Annotated in this window: 23 protein-coding genes; 17 read left to right on the top strand and 6 right to left on the bottom strand. The window is 48.4% G+C overall.

The genetic code is table 11. The features are described 5' to 3' along the window. Nucleotides 1-225: 225 nt before the first annotated feature. The 3 genes from ACG2E4_RS06620 to mnmG form a co-directional block, all read right to left on the bottom strand. Nucleotides 226-1,173 (bottom strand): helix-turn-helix transcriptional regulator, encoded by a 948-nt coding sequence (locus ACG2E4_RS06620; RefSeq protein WP_395276062.1) that lies wholly within the window; start codon nt 1,171-1,173, stop codon nt 226-228. 775 nt (nt 1,174-1,948) lie between these two features. After that, on the bottom strand, nt 1,949-2,581 hold the full coding sequence (locus ACG2E4_RS06615) for a 16S rRNA (guanine(527)-N(7))-methyltransferase RsmG (RefSeq protein WP_395276061.1): 633 nt from the start codon (nt 2,579-2,581) through the stop codon (nt 1,949-1,951). Nucleotides 2,582-2,645: 64 nt separating this feature from the next. Further along, complete coding sequence (gene mnmG, locus ACG2E4_RS06610) at nt 2,646-4,535, bottom strand: tRNA uridine-5-carboxymethylaminomethyl(34) synthesis enzyme MnmG (RefSeq protein ID WP_395276060.1); 1,890 nt, start codon at nt 4,533-4,535, stop codon at nt 2,646-2,648. A gap of 292 nt (nt 4,536-4,827) precedes the next feature. Between mnmG and ACG2E4_RS06605 the strand changes: the two genes are divergently transcribed. The 8 genes from ACG2E4_RS06605 to ACG2E4_RS06570 all read left to right on the top strand — a co-directional run bounded on the left by ACG2E4_RS06605 (nt 4,828) and on the right by ACG2E4_RS06570 (nt 10,848). Next, the gene (locus ACG2E4_RS06605) at nt 4,828-5,865 is read left to right on the top strand and encodes a methyltransferase (protein ID WP_395276059.1); all 1,038 of its coding nucleotides are present in this window, start codon (nt 4,828-4,830) and stop codon (nt 5,863-5,865) included. A gap of 6 nt (nt 5,866-5,871) precedes the next feature. Next, nucleotides 5,872-6,909 (top strand): methyltransferase, encoded by a 1,038-nt coding sequence (locus ACG2E4_RS06600; RefSeq protein ID WP_395276058.1) that lies wholly within the window; start codon nt 5,872-5,874, stop codon nt 6,907-6,909. Between the two features lie 108 nt (nt 6,910-7,017). Next, on the top strand, nt 7,018-7,470 hold the full coding sequence (locus tag ACG2E4_RS06595) for an SRPBCC family protein (protein WP_395260212.1): 453 nt from the start codon (nt 7,018-7,020) through the stop codon (nt 7,468-7,470). Between the two features lie 39 nt (nt 7,471-7,509). Further along, nucleotides 7,510-8,508 carry an MBL fold metallo-hydrolase gene (locus ACG2E4_RS06590; protein ID WP_395260214.1) on the top strand — a complete coding sequence of 333 codons (999 nt, stop codon included), beginning with the start codon at nt 7,510-7,512 and terminating at the stop codon, nt 8,506-8,508. Between the two features lie 12 nt (nt 8,509-8,520). Next, nucleotides 8,521-9,354 (top strand): helix-turn-helix domain-containing protein, encoded by an 834-nt coding sequence (locus ACG2E4_RS06585; RefSeq protein WP_395260215.1) that lies wholly within the window; start codon nt 8,521-8,523, stop codon nt 9,352-9,354. 63 nt (nt 9,355-9,417) lie between these two features. Next, the gene (locus tag ACG2E4_RS06580) at nt 9,418-10,068 is read left to right on the top strand and encodes a cupin domain-containing protein (protein WP_395260216.1); all 651 of its coding nucleotides are present in this window, start codon (nt 9,418-9,420) and stop codon (nt 10,066-10,068) included. Nucleotides 10,069-10,081: 13 nt separating this feature from the next. Further along, nucleotides 10,082-10,717, top strand: a complete 636-nt coding sequence (locus ACG2E4_RS06575; RefSeq protein ID WP_395260217.1) for a cupin domain-containing protein — start codon at nt 10,082-10,084, stop codon at nt 10,715-10,717. Then, a complete protein-coding gene (locus ACG2E4_RS06570; protein WP_395276057.1) occupies nt 10,714-10,848 on the top strand; it encodes a hypothetical protein in 135 nt (44 codons plus the stop codon). The genes ACG2E4_RS06575 and ACG2E4_RS06570 overlap by 4 nt, the downstream gene beginning before the upstream one ends. 123 nt (nt 10,849-10,971) lie before the next feature. On the opposite strand, the gene ACG2E4_RS06565 is transcribed toward ACG2E4_RS06570, so the two are convergent. After that, nucleotides 10,972-11,154, bottom strand: coding sequence for an STAS domain-containing protein (locus ACG2E4_RS06565; RefSeq protein ID WP_395260235.1), 183 nt, complete (start codon nt 11,152-11,154; stop codon nt 10,972-10,974). A 481-nt stretch (nt 11,155-11,635) separates the two neighbouring features. Between ACG2E4_RS06565 and ACG2E4_RS06560 the strand changes: the two genes are divergently transcribed. From ACG2E4_RS06560 to ACG2E4_RS06550, 3 genes are all read left to right on the top strand, one after another. Continuing rightward, a complete protein-coding gene (locus tag ACG2E4_RS06560; protein WP_395260220.1) occupies nt 11,636-12,550 on the top strand; it encodes a LysR family transcriptional regulator in 915 nt (304 codons plus the stop codon). A gap of 108 nt (nt 12,551-12,658) precedes the next feature. Then, the gene (locus ACG2E4_RS06555; protein ID WP_395276115.1) at nt 12,659-14,035 is read left to right on the top strand and encodes an MmgE/PrpD family protein; all 1,377 of its coding nucleotides are present in this window, start codon (nt 12,659-12,661) and stop codon (nt 14,033-14,035) included. Between the two features lie 110 nt (nt 14,036-14,145). Further along, the gene (locus ACG2E4_RS06550; RefSeq protein WP_395260221.1) at nt 14,146-14,991 is read left to right on the top strand and encodes a phosphosulfolactate synthase; all 846 of its coding nucleotides are present in this window, start codon (nt 14,146-14,148) and stop codon (nt 14,989-14,991) included. Nucleotides 14,992-15,318: 327 nt separating this feature from the next. On the opposite strand, the gene ACG2E4_RS06545 is transcribed toward ACG2E4_RS06550, so the two are convergent. Then, nucleotides 15,319-15,633 carry a hypothetical protein gene (locus ACG2E4_RS06545; protein ID WP_395260223.1) on the bottom strand — a complete coding sequence of 105 codons (315 nt, stop codon included), beginning with the start codon at nt 15,631-15,633 and terminating at the stop codon, nt 15,319-15,321. Between the two features lie 148 nt (nt 15,634-15,781). Beyond that, nucleotides 15,782-16,318: a hypothetical protein gene (locus tag ACG2E4_RS06540; protein ID WP_395260225.1), complete on the bottom strand. Its 537-nt coding sequence runs from the start codon at nt 16,316-16,318 to the stop codon at nt 15,782-15,784. A 326-nt stretch (nt 16,319-16,644) separates the two neighbouring features. Between ACG2E4_RS06540 and ACG2E4_RS06535 the strand changes: the two genes are divergently transcribed. The 6 genes from ACG2E4_RS06535 to ACG2E4_RS06510 all read left to right on the top strand — a co-directional run bounded on the left by ACG2E4_RS06535 (nt 16,645) and on the right by ACG2E4_RS06510 (nt 22,613). Beyond that, a complete protein-coding gene (locus ACG2E4_RS06535; RefSeq protein ID WP_395276056.1) occupies nt 16,645-17,805 on the top strand; it encodes an Sb-PDE family phosphodiesterase in 1,161 nt (386 codons plus the stop codon). A gap of 567 nt (nt 17,806-18,372) precedes the next feature. Then, nucleotides 18,373-19,284 (top strand): fasciclin domain-containing protein, encoded by a 912-nt coding sequence (locus tag ACG2E4_RS06530; RefSeq protein ID WP_395276055.1) that lies wholly within the window; start codon nt 18,373-18,375, stop codon nt 19,282-19,284. A gap of 308 nt (nt 19,285-19,592) precedes the next feature. Next, complete coding sequence (locus ACG2E4_RS06525; RefSeq protein ID WP_395276054.1) at nt 19,593-20,219, top strand: hypothetical protein; 627 nt, start codon at nt 19,593-19,595, stop codon at nt 20,217-20,219. A gap of 160 nt (nt 20,220-20,379) precedes the next feature. Further along, entirely contained in the window at nt 20,380-20,712 is a 333-nt protein-coding gene (locus ACG2E4_RS06520; protein WP_395276053.1) for a hypothetical protein, read from the top strand. 422 nt (nt 20,713-21,134) lie between these two features. Continuing rightward, complete coding sequence (locus tag ACG2E4_RS06515; protein ID WP_395260233.1) at nt 21,135-21,740, top strand: RNA polymerase sigma-70 factor; 606 nt, start codon at nt 21,135-21,137, stop codon at nt 21,738-21,740. 660 nt (nt 21,741-22,400) lie between these two features. Beyond that, nucleotides 22,401-22,613: a hypothetical protein gene (locus tag ACG2E4_RS06510; protein ID WP_395276052.1), complete on the top strand. Its 213-nt coding sequence runs from the start codon at nt 22,401-22,403 to the stop codon at nt 22,611-22,613. The last annotated feature ends 313 nt before the right edge of the window (nt 22,614-22,926 follow it).

Here is a 22,926-nt window from a genome sequence, read left to right as displayed (position 1 = left end):
TATGTACTGACAGGAAAAAAATTAGCAATTTGTTAATAATGGAAGGGCGGGAATAGTTAACCTGTATTCTTCACGAGAATTAAGCTGCATGCCTTGTAGTATTCTGATGCAACGTAAGTTACCTGGATTTTAATACCCAGCATGCTGTCACAGGGCAGCAAACTTCGAAATGGTATCGTCTTCTGCGTTGTGGATGAAAATCAGGAACAAAAGATACGATGCTATTTACCTGGTACTGTCAATCATATTATTTAGTAAATCTATTCTTTTTTCTATGAGATTTTCAGGATACACCACTTTTATATTGTTTCCAAATTGCAACAACCAGCTATTTATAAATTCTAGGTTATCGAAATTAAATTCTAACCTAAATAAATCAGGTTTTATTTCTTTTTGCCTAATAATCTTTGTCGGTAAATTGCTTTTAAAGCGGCGTAAAACCGGTTCGGATACATCTACCTTGATTAAATGAGATTTGCCGTCAAATCGAAAAATTAGGGCCTCTACGTCAATATCGGGTTTTGGAGTAAATGTTTCGTCCAATATTTTGACCTGCGACATGCGATCGAGCACAAAATTTCGGAAATCATCTCTTTTGTGGGACCAGCCGATCACATTCCAGTGGTCTCGATAGAAAACCAGCAGGTAGGGGTCGATTTTCCGCTCAGTTACTTCGCCCGTTGATTTGCTTAAGTACGAAAATTGAAGCTGCTTATTTTCAGAGGTCGCCGTACTTACCAGGTACCAGTTACCCCCTTCTTTTTTTTCGGGTCCGTAGTTAAGAAATGGATCTACAACCGTGCGTTCTTCCAGCGTCTCCATAAGCGATTTCAGTTCCCCGGGGAGCACCTCTTTTATTTTAAGCTCAACGCCCCTGGCATCCTCCACCATCGTTTTGTCGACTTGCGACTTCACAAAATTGAGTCCCACCAATATAGTAGCCAGCTCCCTCGAGGTAAACATCAGCGGGGGAACTTTGTAACCCCGCATTATGCCGTAGCCCTTGTGTTTATCCCAAGTGACCGGCACGTTCATCTCTGACAGGCTGTTAAAATCCCGAAAAACCGTGCGCCTGCTGACATTAAATTTTTCGGCTATATCATTGACGGTCAGTCGCTTGGTGGATTGCTGAAGCATTAATATCAGCTTCATGCGGCGTTCATTGCTATTCATGCTGTGGATTTAAAATGTTTATTAATTAGATATAAAAAACGGTTTTCTCAGGATCCCTGCAAAGAAGGTACTGCTGGTGAATTGTCTGGCTGAAGCGTGATAGGAGACAAGTAGAGGGCTTTGCAAAACCGTTGTTTTGCTCAATTCCGGCATTTTGGGGGGGGGCTAAATCCTCATTTATAATGATATAAACTGCGGTTTCAAATCCGCTCAGGCTTTAGCCTTGAACAAAACTCCTGGTTTTTCAAAGCCTCAAGTAAACAATGCATTTTGCCAGGTATGCCATGGTAGCATTAATAAATTAATTGGAGATCATGTTACTGTTGAATAAGCCTCGTTAACGTATCCTGCATGTTTTCCAGTTGCAATGTTAAGTTGACCTTGAACGGTAAAGCTATTCGATGAAGATTGTAACTTTTGAGTTAAAGGTAACAGGTTTTATCAATCTCTCTAAGAGCGCGACATATTGGTTTCCGGTGGTTATAACAGGATTGAAAGTGTTAAAATAAACTAAATAGGGCCTTCCCCAGGCAGATGCTAACTCATGACCTGCCAGCAACTTGCAAGTCTAAATGGGTTATTAAATACAAGGTTTTTCCGCTAATTCCTCCAATTCATTGCATTTAATATGGTGAACACTCCCTGGACCGTGAACAAAACTACCATATATAACCAATGAAACTGGAGTACGACTCCCTCGGAATAAGGAATTCAGGATTTTGCAACAGCCCTATTAGTGTACAAGCAAAGGGTCTTGTAGCCAAAGCAAACATGATTATCGCTTAATGATGACAAGACCTTTCCCATCATAAAAATCAGGTCCCCGGGAAAGGCTAAAGCAGTCAACCTCCAGCGGTGTATCAATACTTTTTAATTCCTGCTGGAAGTCAATTCCTTTATAAAAAACTGCTGTATTCCACGGTTTGTCATGCGTCATATTCCAGAGCTCGTCAATTTTGAATGCGTGCTTGGAGATTAAAAGGGAAGAGGAGGGGAAGGGAATCTCTTGCACAGATCCTGTCTTGGAGAGGGCATTTTCAAGTTCTAAATTGATGAGGATTTGGCGAATGGCCATCACTTTTTTGGAAACGATATCATTCAGAATAAAAGATTTTTCGGGGGACACGATCGCCAGCGGAATTCCCGGGAGTCCGCCGCCGGTCCCGGCATCGACGACATGGTCGGCCTTCCGGTACACTGGAAACTGCGTTAAAATAAGCGAGTGACGGATATGCTCCCAGACCGTTCCACGTGAAACGTCGCGGCTGACCAGGTTCACCCGCTCATTCCACCAGAAAAGCCGGTCGAGGTAGGACTCCAAAGGGGAGCGGTACTTCTCAATCAGTTGGTCAACAGCTGTAAAGGTTTCACGTGAAACCTTTTGGTAATTGATGTGGTGATGTTCCACGTGAAACTATTTGAATTTGGGGTTATTGAAGGATGTGTTTGTTGGCATGCAAACAGGCAGGTGGCTAGTTTTTCAAGTATACCATGAGTACCGCCACGTCGCTGGCAGAAACCCCGCTAATACGGCTCGCTTGCCCGAGGGTTTCGGGGCGGATGCGGTCGAGCTTGTTGCGGCCTTCGGTTGAAAGGGAGTTGATCTTGTCATACTTCAGGGATTCCGGTATCTCCATATCCTCTTTTTCTTTCATCTCCTCTACCATTTCAAACTCTTTTTCGATGTATCCGGCGTATTTGATCTGGATTTCAACCTGTTCAAATACGAGTTCATCAGTGCTTATTTTTTCTGCTTTATCCCTGAGCTGGGGGTCGGCCTCGAGCAGGTTAAAGATAGACAGTTCGGGCCGGGGAATCAGTGTTTTCGCCTTGACTGGCTGGGAGAGCTCGGAGGTACCCTGCTGCCGAAGCATCGGGTCCATCTTTTCGGGGTAGACGGTATACTCCGCAAAAAGGTCATGTATCTGGTCGATCGCTTGTTTCTTGGTTTGGTACTGTTCAAATCGTTTGTCTGAGGCCAGCCCGATCTTGTGGCCGAGTTCTGTGAGGCGAAGGTCGGCATTGTCCTGGCGCAGCAAGATGCGATGCTCCGCCCGTGAAGTAAACATGCGGTACGGCTCCTCGGTGCCCTTGGTGATAAGGTCGTCGATCAGTACGCCGATGTAAGCTTCGGATCGTTTAAGGACAAGCGGCTCCTTTTCTTTTGATCTGAGGGCGGCGTTAATGCCGGCCATGAGTCCCTGGCAGGCGGCCTCTTCATAGCCGGTGGTGCCGTTGATCTGTCCGGCAAAAAAGAGTCCGTCTACTATTTTAGTCTCCATGCTGCGTTTAATCTGGTAGGGCGGGAAATAATCATATTCGATGGCGTAACCGGGGCGCAGCATCACGGCGTTTTCAAAGCCGGGAATCGTCTGCAGGGCCTTGTACTGTACATCCTCGGGGAGGGAGGTGGAAAACCCGTTCAGGTACATTTCGTAGGTGTCCCACCCTTCAGGTTCCAGGAATAGTTGATGGCTGTCTTTGTCCGAAAAACGATCGATTTTGTCTTCTATGCTCGGGCAGTAACGCGGACCTATAGACTCAATTCTGCCGGTAAACATGGGACTCCGGTCAAACCCGGAGCGTAGCACATCGTGAACTTTTTGGTCGGTATACCCGATCCAGCAGGTAAGCTGTTCATCCCGGGAGGGCAGTTGTTTTGTCATAAACGAAAAGGGTGAGGGATCTTCATCGCCATACTGGATCTCCAGTTTGTCATAGTTGATGGAGCGGCCGTCAAGGCGGGGCGGGGTACCGGTCTTGAGCCGTCCCACCTCAAAACCCAGCTTTTCGAGTGCAGCTGAAATACCGATTGAGGCTCGTTCGCCGGATCTTCCCCCGCCGAAATTTTTCAGTCCGATGTGCATCAGCCCGTTTCCAAAGGTACCGGTGGTCAGCACTACATTGTCGGCCAGGAAGACCTGCCCGGTCTGTGTTTTTACCCCTACGGCGTGTTTGCCCGCGTCATCGGTAAGTACGTCAATGACGTTGTCCTGCCTGAAATGAAGATTCTCCTTTTTCTCAAGCTCCATACGCATCGTTTTGCTGTAAAGCGCGCGGTCACTTTGGCAACGGGGACTCCACATGGCTGGACCCTTGCTCAGGTTTAGCATCCGGAACTGTACCCCGGTTTGATCTGCAACAGTGCCGGTGAGTCCACCCAGGGCATCGATCTCGCGGACCAGCTGCCCCTTGGCAACTCCGCCAATTGCGGGATTGCAGGACATTTTGGCGATGGCATCCAGGTTCATGGTAATGAGCAACGTTTTGGCTCCCATCTCGGAAGCGGCCCCGGCAGCTTCGCTGCCCGCGTGACCAGCTCCTACCACAATGACATCATATTTTGGATAAAGAGAATCCATAAACCTAATTAAGTAATTGTTTTTATTGGACTTATGTTTTTTCTAGGAAACGGGCGACCTGAAAATACCAACGGTTTTAAAGCTCAGGTATTTCAAATCGTCGCACGACGTTTGTACGCATATCATTATAAAATAAGATTTTTATGAGAGAAAGCGTAGCTGGAGGAAGCATGGATTAATCCAGATGAGAAACTTGGCAAGGATAAAGGTAAAATGTAGAAATAAAGGTAAAATTTTAATATTTATATAGTTAGGGATAATTATATGTTTTAGGGATAGTTGGGAGGGGGTCATGCCACTACGTCCAAACGTTATCGAACGTCAGCTGATTAAATGGGGATTGATACCGGGATTACTCCTGGATGGGGCTATTCCCACGTTTTTAGTCAGCGCCATACTGGGAGCCGGGGAGATTCAGCTTTTCAAAACTCTGCGGCAGGAGCCGGCTGCACTCGAACAGCTTGCCCGCAAAACCGGGTGCAATGAACGGGCCCTGGAAAACCTGCTGAATGTGCTCGAACCACTGGGATATGTCAGCAAGAAGAATGACACCTACTCGCTTACAAAGTATGCCAAAAAATCTATCCCGATCGATCTGTTCAGTGGCATGGTACCCTTTATCAAAGAACAGAACCTGTTAAACCTGCAGCATGTCAACCGGGCGTTAAAAGAAGCTCCCGAAGAAGGGGTAATCGGGTGGGATTCGGTAAAAGACGGTGAAATAGGGCGCAGCTACCAGGTGACTATGCGCTGGCTGGCACGCTCCACGGTGGAAGAGGTGACCAAAAAGATAAAGTTGCCAAAAGGATCTCAAAAGATGCTGGATATTGGCGGAAGCCACGGGTTGTACTGCGTGGAGATGTGCCGGAAATATCCCGAACTGAAAGCCACGGTACTGGACTGGCCGATCGGCATCGAAAATGCGAAGGAAACCCTGCAGCAGGAAACCGACGTGGCCGATCAGATCGATACGCTGGAAGCCGATTTTTTTGAGGATGAATTTCCAGAGGGTTACGATTATGCCTTTTTAGGGAATATCATTCACGGAAACAGGCCGGAGCAAAATCAGGCGCTGTTCAACAGGCTGGGAGAAAAGTTAACCGACAAGGGTACCATCGGCATCCTCGATCAATTCGATAATGTATCGGGATCTCAATTTACCCGTGCCACCGCTTCGTTAATCGGCTGGAACCTATTTCTCTTTTCCAATGGCCGGGCGTATGAAGTGAATGAGGTAAAAGGCTGGTTGAAAAGGGCTGGATTCCCAAACTCAATGGTGAAGCCATTGAGGAAGAGCCCGGGGTTCACGCTTCTAGTCGCAACTAAATAGCATGTTATGCCTTTAAAACCGAACTTTATAGAACGCTTTTTGATCAACAGGGGAACTATTCCCGGCATTCTTACAGATATGGGCCTTCCCATGTTTCAATTCTTTGCCATGATCGGAGCGATGGAAACCGGTTTTTTTAGATATTTATATGAAGAGCCGGCCAACCTGGAAACTTTAGCCGAAAAAATGAACGCCTCCGAGCGGGGACTTGAAAACTTGGTGAAGGCTCTGGAACCGATGGGATATGTGACCCGGAAAGATGGCAAGCTCGCATTGACCAAAATGGCCAAAGATATGCCAATAGATCTGCTGGAGACGATGGCTCCCTATTTTCGACACCAGGCTGCCCACACTCTGCCTTATGTAGCGCGCGGAATCAAGGAAGCCCCGGAAAGCGGAGTATATGGCTGGGAGCACGTCAAAGGCGGAGAAGTGGGACGCGGGTACCAGGCCTCCATGCGCTGGCTGGCCTCCGGCACGGTGGATGAAGTGGTTGGCAAAATTGACCTGCCCGAGGGAGCCGCATCCATGTTGGATGTGGGAGGAAGTCACGGATTATATACGGTTGCTTTTTGTGAAAAATATGACGGGTTGAAAGGCACGGTTCTGGATTGGGAAATTGGTCTGAAAGAGGCTCAAAAAACACTGGAAGAGCATCCCGAAATGGCGGACCGCATTGATCTCGTGGAACGGGATTTTGAAAAGGACGAACTTCCGGGAGGATACGACTTTGCTTTTTTGGGAAACATTATTCACGGAGTGAGTCCAGAGGGAAACCAGGAACTGTTTCAAAAATTATCGAAAGCTACCACCAACCGGGGGATGGTGGCCATCGTGGATCAATTTGCGGGAATCAAGGGATCAAAATTTGCCAGGGCGGTAGCCGGTCTGGCCGGACTGAACCTGTTTCTTTTTTCGGGTGGCCGTTCCTACCCCTTCGATACGGTTCAGGAGTGGCTTGCGGATGCGGGTTTTACCAAAACAAAGCTTAAAAAGCTGAAGCAGCCCGGGTTTTCACTTGTCGTATCTCAAAAAGATGGGTGATGTAAGCAGTCATAGATCCGTTAGGTTTTGATGCTTCCAGTTTCAATTTTGAGCGTCAAAGAAAAAAACTGACAGGATTAAAAAATCGTCACACAAAACCAGAATCTCATGCCTAGAGTAGAAATCAAAAAGCATATTCAGGCATCTCAAGAACAGGTGTGGGAATGTATCAGTGACATTGAAAAAGCGCCGGAGTGGGTGGTAGTAATGAAATCACTGGTTGAAACAACGGAAAACCCGGTTCGGGAGGGAACGGTGTACCGGGAATCTTCAAAAATCGGCCCGAAAGAGTCCGAAACTGAATGGAGGGTCACCCGGTTTGATGCCCCACACGTGCAGGTCCATGAGTGCAGCGAATCCGACTTCAAGGCCACGTTGACGATGCGGGTTGAAGACAACGGAGACGGCAGCAGCACGCTGTTCCACACCACCGAGTATCAGCTAATGCCTAATTTCCGTCCACTGGGCTGGCTGGTGGAAACGTTGGTAATCAAAAAACGGATGCACAAAAATCTTCGTCAGTCGGTTGACAACTGCAAGCAGTTGATTGAAACCGGTTAGCGAACCCGAACTTAGTGTTAAAATTCGGGGAGATTCCCAATGGTAAAAATATTTAAGATACTGGCGGCAGCACTTCTGGCATTTTTCCTGTTGGCTACCGGGGGTATATCCGTGTCATTCTATTTTCATAATAAAGGGGTTGCCCAGGCTAATGAAGAATACCGGGAATACCAGCCTCCCCAAATCCGGAATTTCGGCAGCACCAACAGGTTATCCATTCTTCCACTGGTAAACTGGCATACGTCAAACCCCGATTTAAAAACCGAGATGGGGGTCTCCTACCTGGTAAAAACAGACTCCGCTACCATATTATTTGATTTGGGCCAGAATGCAGATGGAGAAAGCCCTTCACCCCTGGAATATAATATGGGCCGACTGGAAATCTCTCTGGATGAAATTGATATAATTTTTATTTCACATAACCACTTCGACCATGTGGGCGGCCAGAAATGGGTGGATGAAGGAAGCTTTTCATTGGGTAACGAACAAAAAGATCTGAGTGGGAAAAATGTATTTACCCCGGTCCCTATGACCTACCCTGCTATTTCACCCACTCATACGCCTGATCCCACCGTCATTACTGAAGGAGTGGCAAGCATCGGCACCATTCCCCGCAAACTGTATTTTGGACGGATTGACGAACAGGCACTGGCCGTCAACCTTGAAGGAAAGGGATTGGTGGTAATTGTGGGTTGTGGACACCAGAAGCTATCCCGGATTCTTGAGAGAACAGAAGCTGTATTTGAGGAACCCATTTATGGAATTATCGGAGATTTACATTATCCCGTACCGGAGGGGCGGATCAACGTGCTTGGCCTGAACATGCAGCGTTTGGTGGCTTCGGGCGAAGGTCCGCTAAATCCGATTGAATACGAGGACGTTTTGAATAATATTGAACGTTTACAATCCCGGGACATCGGTATTACAGGTGTGGGTGGACACGACAGCAGCGATGAAGTGATTGAAGAATTCAAAGATGCATTTGGCCCGAAATACAGGTACGTAGAAGTGGGAAAATGGATTAAAGCAGGAAACTAATGATTGAGGGTAATGTTCAAGCAGAAAACCATTCATAACCTGGCGTTTACTAAATTCCGCAGCCCGACTCTTCTGGGTTTTATTAAGGATATCGTTGAAGTTCGGGGCCATGCCGTGGAAACCACCAAGCGGCTCTACCCGCGAAATACCCCGGAAATTCTTATTAATCTTGCACAGCCGATTCGGGGAAATGTAAGGGGCAAAACAGCCGTTATCGAGCAGTGCACCATTCAGGGCAGCAAAACGGAATTTGTGAATGCCTGGCATCCCCGGAACTGTCATTTCATAAGTATACGGTTCACCCCAAACGGGTATTACAAATTGCTGGGAGTTCCTCAAAAATCGTTTACCGATCATGTACTGCAACTTGAAGATATTATGGACAGGGAGTTGGAAGCCCTCATTTCAACTCTTCAAGAAGCGCCAACAACGATTAAACGTTTTCAAATCTTAAAAAAATGGCTCCAGAGTATAGAGCCCAAAACCAATCATAATTCGCAACTAATCTCCGATTTTATCCTCAATCAATTCAACCGGAAGCCAGGGCTCACGGTCAAACAGCTTACCGACAAAACGGGTTTCACCCGTAAGCACCTGGTTCAGCGTTTCAAGGAAGAAGCGGGACTTACCATCAAGCAATACCAGAAAATCCACCGCATCTACCGGGTATTAAAGGAAATCGACAACACAGACCAGATTTCATGGGCCCGCATAGCCTGTCAATATGGTTTTTACGACCAGAGTCATTTCATCAGGGATTTTAAACGATACACCGGTTTCACCCCGTCTGATTATCTGAAATCAAGAAATATCCCCGAAAAGCATCGTAAGCTAAGCTGCAGGTAACATTTTTACAATACTTTATTCCAGCCGGGAGCTATGTTCAATAAAAAAGAGGAAATCCCGGTTATGGATAGTCTTAAAAGAGTATTACTCGGAATTTTGCTGGTTCTTGCCAGCTATCTTTCGGTGGGATATTTCCTGCACCTCATCGTCTTTCCCGAAGCCAGGCCCGATATTGAAACCTACTTTGAACCCGGAGATGTGATCGACTCTGAGGCAGGCGGAACCACCTTAACCGTTGAAAGACAGGAAGGAGACCATCTGATTCTCACGCTGGAAGTCGCTCCCCATTCGGAGGGGCCTCCCCTTCACATCCATACCGGCTGGGAAGAGACCTTTATCATTGAATCTGGGAAGATAAATCTGCACGTGAATGGAGAAGAAAAAGTGCTCGAAGCCGGAGAGCGGTTTACGGTTCTGCCGGGGACTCCCCACAGACCCTATAACTCCTTTGATGAACCTGCGGTAATCAGCGGGGTGGCCATGCCGGCTCAATTTGTGGTGTATCTGAATCAGGCCTACGGATTTCTGGAGGAAGACCCGGATAATGCCACGCCGCCAGAGATCATATTCCAGATGGCCATGTTCAACCCGTATTTCGACTCGTATTTGGGTGAGGGTCCCCCGGTAATGGTCCAGAAAGTGCAAAATTTTCTGCTTGTGCCTCTGGCAAGGCTGATGGGATACAAATCTTATTACGAAAAATACAAGCTCTAATAAACCAGGATCAATGATGATACTTCTCGGAATTGGATTATTCATCGCGAGTTACTTGTCTGTAGGCTACCTCTTTCACCTGATTATTTTCCCGGAAACCCGACCCGACCCAGAGCGATATTTTGAGCCGGGTGATGTCTTTGAGACCAGGAGAGGAGGAAACAAGCTAGAGGTGTTGAGCCGGGAAGGTGATAACCTGCAGCTTAAGTTGACATTCAATCCTAATGCCAATGGGCCTCCGGTGCATATTCAAACCAAGTGGGATGAATACTACAAAATCCGGTCGGGTGAACTGACACTTACCATGGACGGGGAGGAGCAGAAGCTCGGTCCCGGAGAAGAGATTACCATTCCGCGGGGAGTTCCCCACAAACCCTCGAACCCGGCGGATGAGCCCGTGGTGTGTGAAGTGATTATGCCGGCCCAATTTGTTGTGTACCTCAGCCAGATTTACGGGTTTATGGACGAAGACGAAAAAAACGCCGAACCTCCCCGGATGATTTTCCAGATGGCCCTGTCTAACCAGTATTTTGACTCCTACCTCGGGGAAGGGCCTCCGGTTTGGCTTCAAAAAATCCTCAATTTTCTGTTACTACCGGCCGCCCGGCTGATGGGATATAAATCGTTTTATGAGAAGTATCGCATATGAAAATATATTTTGATATAGGTAAAAATGAAGTTTTACGGGTCGTTTTATATAAATCAGCTATCGAGCTAGCGGAAAAAAGTCGAAAGGAAGAAGCTGCATCCGTTGATACCGAAAAACCTGGCATAGCTTAAAATGGCAGTGATGCGTTGAATACTGTGGTTATCCAGGCGTGAGACGAAGCATTCAGCCACATACTCGTTGGACATTGTACGGGAATGAGAATTTCTCCTCGTTACTCTTATTCAGAGCGATATTCAGGCCAGGTGTGATTTTTCTTCGCTTTCTTCCTCAAGGTTTTCCACAGCGTGACTGATATCCAGGTAGAACTGGTCGGGTCCTATGACGTCGTCAAGGCCGGAACGTCTGAAGATATCCCGCACCGGCCCCTTGACGCCGGTAAACATAACATCGACGCCGCGTTTTTTATATTCATTCAGCCTCGGGTGTTATTCTAGGATATACCTGCACCTCCGACCCAATCGCCAGACCCATGCGATTGGCCCATCCTCCTCAAGGAGGGACTGTTTCCTTGCCATTTCAAGGCAAACAGGCATCCGGTTGAGACAATTATGCCGAACTCAGGTTAATTTATAAGCGGTGAAACAGGGTGTTCATTTTTTGAATGATCAAAAAACGGACCTTTAGATTCTCGTTAGTAAAAAGTTCCATCTTGTCATAAGATATATTGTAACCTTTTGCCTGCCATTAGGTTAAATTTATCCCAAGCTATATCGTGATAAATACGGGCTGAAGAGAGCGGAGTTATTTTTTAACCGATAAACGCGTTATTATTACCGGGAGGAAAGAAATCAGTATTGGACAACAGTGAACCTCCGATGGCGGATGCCATCTAAGTTATAGAACGCACGTCCTTCAACTCTGAAGAAAACATCCCAAACACCAGGTAAACCAAGGGTGATGAATTTTAATCAGCTGAACTATATTATTGCGGTCGATACCTATCGAAATTTTACCAAGGCTGCTGAACATTGCGACATCGCCCAGTCTACGCTGAGCAAGGAAATTCAGCGGCTGGAGCAGGAATTTGATATCGTCATTTTTGACCGCTCCCGCCATCCCGTCGTTCCCACCATGAAAGGAGAGGACCTGTTGCAGCAGGCGCGGGAGATACTGGAAGCAAAGGAAAAGTTCATTTCAATTGCCCGGAAAAAAGACAACGAGCCGGTCGGCTCACTGACGTTGGCGGTGCAGCAGAGCCTGGCTCCCTACCTGGTACCATTGTTTATTCAGTCGCTGTCAAAAAAGTATCCCGGGCTGGAACTCTTCATCTCGGAAGTGGGCCTGCAGGAGATGGAAGAGCAGTTCGAAGAAGGGCGCCTGGATATGGGTATCATCATATCACCCTACCGCAGGGAAAATGCCTACGAAACGCCCCTCTTCAAAGAGCCATTCGTGGTTTATCTGGATCGGAATCACCCGTTGACAGCTCACGAAAAAATCAAGGTCTCGGATATTCCCCTCGAGGAGACGATCCTGCACGAAGAGATCCGTAACCTTTTTGTGGACAGTGGAGAAACGGGAGCGGAGATCTCCCTGGTCAAAAAATTAAAAAATATCACCTACACCAGCGGCTCCCTGGAAACCATTCGCAAAATTATTGATTTGAACGGGGGACTCACGCTACTGCCGGAGCTGGCCTGCATGTACATGGGCAACCGCCGAAAAGAGATGGTTCGCCGCTTTGAGCCCCCGGTTCCCTCCCGCACCATAAGCATGGTCACGCCGCGCGGTTTCCAGAAAAAGCGCCTGACCAAGGTCGTACGCCGCGAAATCCTGAACAACCTTCCCTCCCAGCTCGAGGTTTTCGGCTGACCCTCATCGATTCAGGCGATGGCAGTAATCGCCTCTCCCTTATTGAGAATCGTTCTAAATAAGGCTTCCTTGGCTAGTGAACGATGAACAATAAACGGAGGATCAATGATGACCCGAATTGAAGAGTTGGCAACATTCGTTACCGGAAAAAAATTTGAAGACCTGTCGGGAGAGGCAGTACGGGAGCTTAAAATAAGGCTCCTTGATTCACTTGCCTGTGCCATCGGCGCGCAGGAGGGAGCCCCGCCCCGGCGAATCAAGGCGCAGCTTGATGATTTCGGGGGCAACCCGCTGGCCACCCTCATCGGCGGGGGCAAGACCGCTCCCGACCGGGCGGCATTCTACAATTCGGCCCTGGTGCGCTACCTGGATTATAACGACAGCTACCTGGCCAAAAATGAAACAGGTCACCCCTCAGACAATATCGGCAGCGTGCTGGCCGCCGCAGAATATGCCGATCGCTCCGGGAAAGATTTTTTGACGGCCCTGGGCGTCGCCTACCAGGTGCAGTGCCGGCTGAGCGATGAAGCCCCGGTCCGCGATAAAGGATTTGATCACACCGTGCAGGGGTCGTACAGCGCGGCGGCGGGCGCTTCTGCGGCACTGGGACTCAATGCCGCGCAGGCCGCCAACGCGCTGGCGATTGCCGGAACCGCCTACAATGCGCTACGCGTGAGCCGCACGGGAACCCTCTCGAACTGGAAAGGGCTGGCCTTCCCATCTGCCGGGTGGACGTCAACCCATGCCGCTTTCCTGGCGATGCGGGGAATCACCGGGCCAGAAGAAGTTTTTGAAGGCAACAAGGGGTTTGAGGAGTCGATCGCCGGCCCGTTTTATATCGACTGGAGAAATGAGGACCTGGAGCGGGTGAATTCCACCATCATCAAAAAATACAATGCGGAGATCCATTCACAGTCGACCCTGGAGGGGGTAATCGAGCTTCGGGAGCGTCACGATATCGATCCCGATACGATTGAGAAGATCGAGCTCAATACCTTTGATGTGGCATACCATATCATCGGCGGCGGAGAAGAGGGAGACAAGAAAAATATCCGGACCAAGGAGGAGGCCGACCACAGCCTGCCATATATGATTTCGGCGGCGCTGCTTGACGGCAATGTCCTGCCCGCCCAGTACAAGCCTGAGCGGATCCGGCGCGGGGATATCCAGTCGCTGCTGCAAAAAGTGGAAGTCCGCGAGAAACAGGAATACTCCGACCGCTTCCCCGGCGAAGAAGCCTGCGATATCACCATCCACTTTAAAAACGGGGAAGCGGTGAGTATCGAAAAGCATGACTACGAGGGGTTTCACACGCGACCCGCCTCCTGGGATTTCATCAGCGAAAAATTTCACCACCTGGCCGGCCCTTTTGTGGAGCCGGAGCTGGAGGAGCAGGTTGTCGATCTCGTCAGGAATTTTGAGCAGTACCAGGTTACTGATTTAACCGCACTGCTTGCCCGCGTCCACCCCGTGGCAGCTTCGTGACGGGCCGGCCACAGTTCACCGGAGAGATCCGAGTATTCAATGAAGGAACAGAAATTGTTGAACAGAATTTTTTGGAACAACTCACCAAACAGCAAAAAAGGAGAAAGACCATGGAAACAGAAACCAAAGACTTCAAGGTAAATCCAATCGCATTTGACTGGCTCAAGCGCAACGATCGTGAAACAAAGCCGCGAACCAGCGGTCTCACAGAAATCCGTGCGGCCTACTATTCCAACTTTGGTCCCCGGTACTTTCGTGACATCCTGGAGACCAGCGGCAACTATGTAGACAGCATCAAGTTTGCCGGAGGCTCCTTCACCTTTATGAATCCAGAGAAGATCCGGGAGATCAACGACCTGGCACACGAATATGGCACGCTGGTTTCCACCGGCGGGTTCATGGAGTATGTAGTGACGCAGGGCAGAGACGCAGTCAAAAAGTACATCGGGGAGTGCAGGGAGCTCGGTTTTGATATCATCGAAATTTCTACCGGCTTTATCTCCATTCCCTCCGACGACTGGCTGCGGCTGATCGAGGATGTGCAGTCCGCCGGACTTAAAGCCAAGCCGGAAATCGGTATCCAGTTTGGTGCCGGCGGCGACACCGCGCAGGAGGCGCTCGAAAACCAGGGAGTGCAGGATGTGGATTATGCCGTAAAACAGGCCAAACGTTTCCTTGATGCGGGTGCCTACCTTGTGATGATTGAATCCGAGGGAATCACAGAAAATGCCGATCCCTGGAGAGTGGAAGTGCCTGCCCGGTTTATCAACGGGCTGGGGCTCGAAAAGCTGATGTTTGAAGCGGCCGACCCCAGGGTATTCAAGTGGTATATCAAAAACTACGGTCCCGAAGTGAACCTTTTCGTGGATCACAGCCAGATTGTACAGCTTGAGACCACCCGCCAGGGCATATGGGGCACCAACGACATCTGGGGAAGAGTTGTCACCTACAAGTAGGGCAGGCAACACCAGGTCTGGCAACAAATACGGTAATCGGATAAACAGAGGAGGGGCCGGAAACCGAAACGGCTCCTCCTTATAATAATTGAACTTAGATCCAGGGTATTTGGTAAACCCGTTATACCTAATGAGCTAACCCGGATTATTTACGAAACAGAATTTATTACAGCTTGAGACATTGATATTATTGTATATAGCGAGAATAACCGGCAGCTCAATTTTGCGCGGTCATTTCCCCTTCGCCTCGTGCACAACTAAATTTCTTGGTGAATAATCCGGGCTAACAAAGAAATTCAAAGCACTACGGTTTTGCCCTTCAATGCGTTATTGCGCATCGAGGAAGTCGACGATCGCTTTCCAGACGGCTTCCAGCTTTTTGTCCGCTTCCGCCTCAAAAATAGTGTCGTCATCGACCACCACCTGGCAGCGATTGCCAGCGATATGGACGGTATGTCCCAGGTCCTCCTCAATCTTGATGACGACCGGCATCAGCCATTTCCAGGAGATGTGAAATTTCAGATCTTCCGTCGCGAGAAAGGCCAGCGGTATATCCTTGACATCTTCCTGTTCAATCTTAATGGTGCTGTCCATGAAGTTTTCTATTAGGCTGTTGCCGTCTGTAATTTCCTGGTAAGTCATGATGTAATAATGCGATTAGGTTTTTGATCACGATCGAAGCGTGCGGCACTCCGAAAACGAAGCTGTAATATATTATAAAATAGTACAACCCTGAAAAAGGACCGGGGACCGGTCAGGAACGGATTTCTGGTCAAAATCCGTCGAGATACTACAGCTTCCTTTCGTAATGGATACGCCAGGCCAGGTTCCATGTCTGACCGCTGTCAGGAGAGGTTTTCCAATCCCATGTAAAGGAGCTGTCCGTAATATTGTAAAAAACCATCCTTTTCAGCAGGCGGTTTCCATCTGTGCCCGGACCTTCCGTGGTGAATATTCGTTTATTTCCTTCAAACACCCCTTCAAAGTCGATGTACTCGCTGCTGTCATCCACCCATGTTTGTCGCCATTTGCCCGTTGTTTTCTGGTAGACCGAAAAGCTCTTTCCCTCGTAACCGGCAAAACGTCCTGATTTTGCCTCAAAGTTTTCCAGCAGCACATTGCCATCCAGGATCTTCTCAACCGTGCTGGTTCCCGTTTCTATCACCCCGTTGGGAGCTTCCCAGGTAAGATCCCAGGTGCCTACCCAGAAATCGAAGTACTCCTCCGGTTCCAGCTGGTTGAGATCAACCTGTCCGCTGGCGGCAGCGGGAACCAGTACAACCGGCAGGGCGATTGCCAGGACAAGAATTTTTTTGATCGAGTTCATATTGCTGTCAATAGAGAATTGGAAGAACGGGGGGATACATACGGACGCCCCTGTTGCATATCTGAAATTAAGAAGCATGATCCGGCAATAGGGCTGTTATCTTTCACGCGTTATGTTATTTTATTTAAATCGTACTTGTTAAAGAGGACTTTGCGAAACCCTCAATTCCTCGTTCTGAGGGAGTTGTACTCCCGTTTTAACGGTCACCAGGGTCGGTAGTACAACTACCTCCCAACAAAATGGAAGGTTCTGCTCTACCCGGTAATAAAACAGTGTTAACAAACTGTTTATAGTTAATTAACCTCCTAACGTTACCTTTTATTCTTATGGATAAAGTTATAAAAGTTTTCTCTATTCTTATTCTTTCCGCGCTCTTTGCCCTGCCCGTCTTTGGCCAGACAGATGGGCACAGCCATACCCACGGCCATGATCACGAGCATGACCAAAAAATCACCTTCCCCGACATCCCGGGATATCACACGTTGAAAACAGATTTTCACATGCACACCGTATTTTCGGACGGCAGCGTGTGGCCCGATATCCGGGTGAAGGAGGCGCTGCGCGAGGGGCTCGATGTAGTCGCATTTACAGAGCACCTGGAGTATCAGCCCCATGAAGAGGATATTCCGCATCCCGACAGAAACCGGTCGTACGAAGTGGCAATGAATTCCGCGGAAAATACCGGATTGACAGTGGTGAACGGGTCGGAGATTACGCGGGATATGCCGCCCGGTCACTCGAACGCGGTATTTGTAAAAGATGCCAACAAGCTGCTGGTGGATGATGCGATGGAGTCGTTTGAGGAGGCCAACCGGCAGGGCGCGTTTGTATTCTGGAATCACCCGCACTGGACCGCCCAGCGTAAAGACGGAATTGCCCGGCTCAGCGATATGCACCGGCAGCTGATCAGCAAGGGGCTCCTCCACGGTATTGAGGTGGTCAACGTGCAGACCTATTCGGAGGAAGCACTGCAGATCGCACTCGACCATGACCTGACGATTATGGGCACTTCGGATATTCATGGTCTTACGGACTGGGAGTATGATATCCCGCACGGCGGTCACCGCTCCATTACGCTTGTTTTTGCCGAGAGTGAAACCAAGCAGAGCATTAAGGAGGCACTGGTGGAGGGACGCACGGTAGTCTGGTTTAAAGATACCTTTATCGGCCACTCCGAGTATCTTGTTCCCTTGTTGGAAGAGTCGATCCGGTTTCAGTCGGCGGGGTACCGGGGCGACACCTCGGTGCTGGAAGTGGTAATTAAAAACCCCACCCACTCGGAATTTATACTCAAAAACGAAAGTCCCTACAGTTTTCACGAAGATGCGAACCTGTTCACCCTTGAACCCAACAGCACCAAAACCCTGCTGGTCAAAACAGAAGAAAAACGGAACAACGTAACGTTGCCGTTTACAGTGATGAATGCGATCTACGCCCCGGAGGCCCATCCCACCATTGAAGTGAATTTGAAACCGGGAGTAAACTAACAGGGACAGCTGGTCAGGAAGTCTCCAATAAAAAAGCTGTTTTCCCAAGCGAGGTGTCCCTTTCGTCTTGATCCAAAAGGAACTCAACAATCAAGGCGGTGAATGGGGCACACGCTGCAGCCTGTGCAGGCGCGGATGTTGATGGCCCGTCACGCCGGCTGCCCGCTATCAAAGTCCTCACCGGCAGGACATCCACAATACGCCTGCGTCGGCCTCCGCACCCCATTCAAGGGCGGAAGGCCAATCTATATTTTTGCTCCATCTCCTCGTCAGACAGAAATTCTTCCGGTTTCGGAATGATTGCTATACCTCGTTCATACGACCTCCCCTTCGAAATTCATCATTTCTAATTCTTCATTTTTAATTCTTAATCCCCCGGAAAAGGACAGCCTCATTAAAGACCTGCCCCAGGAAATTAAGAAACAATGTTAAGGCTGGAAGCCAATAGAACTCACGTTAGTTACACCCTTTACCGAGTGTGTATTATTTAGTGAAAATAGCCTGAAAAGGAATATAACTGAACGGTTATTTAACGAGTAAAATCTTAATCAACTCAAAAGGGAACCTATGACTACCGTTACAAGCATAAAACAATATATTTATTCAGCCACCTGTATACTGGGGATACTAACCTTTGCTGCCTGTGATCTTAACAGTGGGTCCGGTTCGGAGCCGCAGCTCAATATTATGGAAACCGCGCAGAGCTATTCCGAACTGGAGCGTTTTGTAGAGGCGGTTGAGGATGCGGAGCTGGAATCGGTGTTGACCGGTACCGGGCCTTACACCGTATTTCCGCCGACCAACGAGGCATTTGACAATTTGCCCGATGAAATGCGGGATACCCTTTCCAACGATCAGATGGCCGGGATTCTTGAGTATCACATCATTGAAGATGAGTTCTATGGCAGCGATTTTGAAGAGCGCCAGGCGCTGGAGACCCGGGAGGGAGGCGATCTCTATTTTGTACTTGACGACAGTATCTACGTTAACGATACGACCGCCGTCATTGCAGGTAATATACAGGCTACCAATGGACTCGTACACGCCGTGGATCAGGTGTTACTGCCGGACCGGTTTCTTCCCGTATTCGATATTATTGGCAAGCGGTACGCGCTCCAGACTTTTGAGGAGGGCATCCGGGAGGCAGAAATGGCGTCGATGCTGCAGGAGGATCATGAAGAGGGCTATACAGTTTTTGTGGCCCCGGAGTCCGTATTTGAAGAGCAGTCGCTGCCCGACGACCCGCAGGAGCTGGAAAGCCAGTTAAGCTATCACATCGCTCCCGGTAAAATAGCAGCGGATGACCTCGTCGACGGTCAAACGATTGAGACGGTTCACGGCAAAGAGATCAGCATTGGACGAGAAGGGGATACCATAACCATCAACGGGAATGCAGTCGTCACCGAACCCGACCTGGCCGGCACCAACGGGATTGTTCACATCATTGATGCGCTTCTTGATCCCTCTGCTGAGCAGTAACAGGTTTCTGCGAAAGAAAATGAGCCTGCCACACATCGATTTGTGTCATTTAACGGCAGGCTCAACGTTCAACGCAGCTGAAAGACTCATTTCGCAGCCTATTACATACTGTAATGATAATTTGGCAGTAGAAAATGGTATAAGTTATGGTCATTCATAAAGTTACATGATTTTATCCAAAATACTCGTGAGAAATCCGGGGTACAACTCCCTCAGAACGAATAAGTGAGGGTTTTGTTAAGCCCTCTTAAAAGTAATTGCGATATACGGATCGAATAAAAAAGCTAATAGAAAAACTGAACACACGTATGAAAAAACAGGTTGTTCTATTGATCGCACTTCTGTTGAGTCTATCGGCAATTCAGCAAATCCACGGCCAGGAGACTGAAACGCTGTTTGACGGGGTTGCATCTCACGGCGGATTCGGAGGTCCCGTGATCAAGATAAGCGATGTGGCGGGCACCCCGGGCGTATGGGTCGGAGGCCGGGGTGCCTGGCTTATCAACCTGAAACAGGGCGGGCGTGCCATTTCGCTGGGTGGCGGGGGATTCGGTCTTGCCACCGATCACAAAGTGCCCGATCCCAATTATGGCGAGCCCGGGACCGATTATTACACGGATATCGGTTACGGAGGAGTAGAAGTGGAGTTCTACGACCGATCGCACCGGCTCATTCACTATACCATGTCGGCCATGGTTGGCGGTGGCAGTTTGAGTACGAGAATGGACAACGACATGGAATATGAAGGCGAAGATTCCTTCTTCCTGTTTGAACCGGGCGCCAATATCGAGGTTAATATCACCGGCTTTTTCCGCATTGCAGCGGGACTCAGCTATCGATTTACCAATGGCATTAGCAGGGCGGGCTTTAGTGACGGTGATTTTTCCGGAATCTCCGCAACCATGACCTTCAAATTTGGACAGCTGAGACGGTGAGATCATGACAGGGAAGTTCATTTTTTCATCGATGAAAAAACGAACCATATGAAATCGCCGGCGGGGGATGGGAATTATGAATGAAGAATTAGAAATGATGAATTTCGAAGGGGTGATCGTATGAACGTATTAAGCAATTATTCCGAAACCGGAAGAACTTTTGTCTGACGAGGAGATGGAGCAAAAATATAGATTGGCCTTTCCGGCCTTGAATGGGGCGCGGAAGCCGAAGCAGGCGGGGGTGGATGTTGCACCGGTGATGGCTTTGATAGCGGGCAACCAGTGTGACGGACCATCAACATCCACGCCTGCACAGGCTGCAGCGTTTGCCCCATTCGCTGCCTTGATTTTTTACGTTCCTTTTGGATCAAGCCAAAAGGGACACCTCTTCTTTAAAAAAACTGCTACTATTTTCTTGTTGGGGCTTTCTAACCATCCTTCCCTGTTCATTTTTATACGGCCCAAAAACGAACATTCATTCAGGGGAATGTAGCTAATAACCGTAAGTTTGCATCTTGCCTCCTGCTGAAAACTTAAAATTCTGTTTATTGGATAAAAATGTAAGGGTAGCCGGCTTTTCAATCGTAACCCTTTCCGAATAGTCAGAGAATAATTTGAAGCAGGATTATTTCTGGAGACATGATGATTCACAATCTACGTAGCTGGAAGGGAACGTTTTTCCCTAAACCCTAAGTATCCACCCAGCTCGTGGTTGAGCTGGAGTGGATCTCCTTAAGAGGGGGGGATTACTGAGAAACCGGGAGCTATTGCTCCGTTAAAAGTTGGAAAACTGCCGGAACATAAAAACGGGATCATTAGAGTAGCACTTTGGTTGCAGCAGCCGTAGGTTTAAAAAAGGGATTAATTTTGGGATAGCAGTGCAAACACAACAGCCGTCATAGTATGGGATAAAGGATGAGCAGGAAGAAGCCTGGTAAAAACGGGGAAAAATTACTTATCCAGCGCATACGCGAGGGAGAGGAGTATGCCTTCGAGATCGCCTTCCTGAAGTATCACACGCCCCTGTGCCGGTATATATGGAAGTATGTTCGTTCGGAGGAGCTGTCCAAAGAGATCGTACAAGAGGTCTTTACCGATGTGTGGGACGATCGCAAAAACTTGAGTCCCTCCGGGCACCTGCGAGGATTTTTATTCGAGATCGCCCGAAACAAGGCACTGGATTATATTAAACACCAAAAAATTGTAGACCGGTATATATCGGAGGCCAAAAAGAAAAAGCGGGAAGATTTTTTTCAGCGAATTCATCACAGGGAGTCAGACGACCGGGAGTTTATTGAGGCGGTTAAAGCGGAGATTGCCAACCTGCCGCCCCGGGGACGTGAAATATTCGAGCTAAACAGAAAAGAGGGGCTCACCTACCGGGAGATATCGGACTATCTCGACATATCGATAAAAACGGTGGAAACGCATATGAGGAGAACGCTGCAAAAACTGAGAGACCGCCTGTCGGCCTATATTCCCACCCTGCTGATATATGGGATGGTACAATTTCTTTTTTAACGAATTGGAAATACTCTTCTGTTTTATTAAGCCACCCTATCACTTTTCTTTGTTCCTTTTCCATCGATGAAAAAAGGAACCAAAAAAATCGCCGCCGGGGGATGGGAATGATGAATGTAGAATTAAGAAAGATGAATTTCGAAGGAGGAGGTCGTATGAACGAGTTATAGCACCATTCTCCTACCGGAAGAATTTCTGTCTGATGAGGAAGAGGCCATAAATGCCAACCGGCCTTGAATGGGGCGCGGAGGCCGACGCAGGGGGTTGTGGATGTTGCACCGGTGAGAACCTTGATAGCAGGCAGCCAGCGGGACGGACCATCAACATCCACGCCTGTACAGGCCGGAGCGGGTGCCCCATTCCCAGCCTTGATTGTTGAGTTCCTTTTGGGTCAAGCCAAAAGGAACACCTGTATTATAGGAATAGGTCTCTCTTTCTTTTGGAGTTTTATTCGCTTCTTTTCTTGTTCATTTTTTCGACGAGGAAAAAACGAACCCAAAAAACTCGCCGCCTGAGAATTTTTTGTGGCGTTTCCTGCGCCGCCGCTATAACCATTGAACTCGATCCGCTTAAAAACGCGGATCTCAGACAACAATGGTTTCTTTACGCTCTGGCTCCGGGCACTTTACTCCACAAAAATTTCTATAGGGCGGAAGGGAAATGATGAATTTAAAATTTAGAATGAAGAATGGGTCTTGGTGGGCAGCGGAAAATGGCAGCCTGGCTTTCCCGGCCTTGGTAAAGTTGACCGCCCGGAAGGGTGCGGAGGGGAGCGTGAAGAAAAAATCTGTGATTTTTTTAGCGGAGCGACGCCCCCTTCAGGTCAAGTTTACCTCCGCCGGCGATTTTTTTCGTTTATTTTTTCATCGGTGAAAAAATGAACACCCCCGGATTAGTAGTAGAGGGCTTTTAAAAACCTTCAACCCCTCGTTCTGAGGGAGTTGTACTCCCGTTTAAAAGGGAAATAAGGTCAGTCCCACCTTCCAACACAATAGCAGGTGCTGCAAAGGCCCCTAGCAGGCAGCTCCAACGGTTTTTACCGGGCAATAGTAATTAAAAATCAGGAATGAAAAATTGAGAATTGGTTTTGATGGGCAGTGAATAATTGTAGATCTGCCTTCCCAGCCTTGAATGGGGCGCGAAAGCCAAAGAAAAATCCAGTACAGACGCGACATGTCGCGTCTCA

It is taken from the genome of Halalkalibaculum sp. DA384, assembly GCF_043951955.1.
GTDB lineage: Bacteria > Bacteroidota > Rhodothermia > Balneolales > Balneolaceae > JAMQKA01.
The sequence above is the reverse complement of the archived record's forward strand: the minus strand, read 5'-3'. Positions and strand labels throughout refer to the sequence as shown.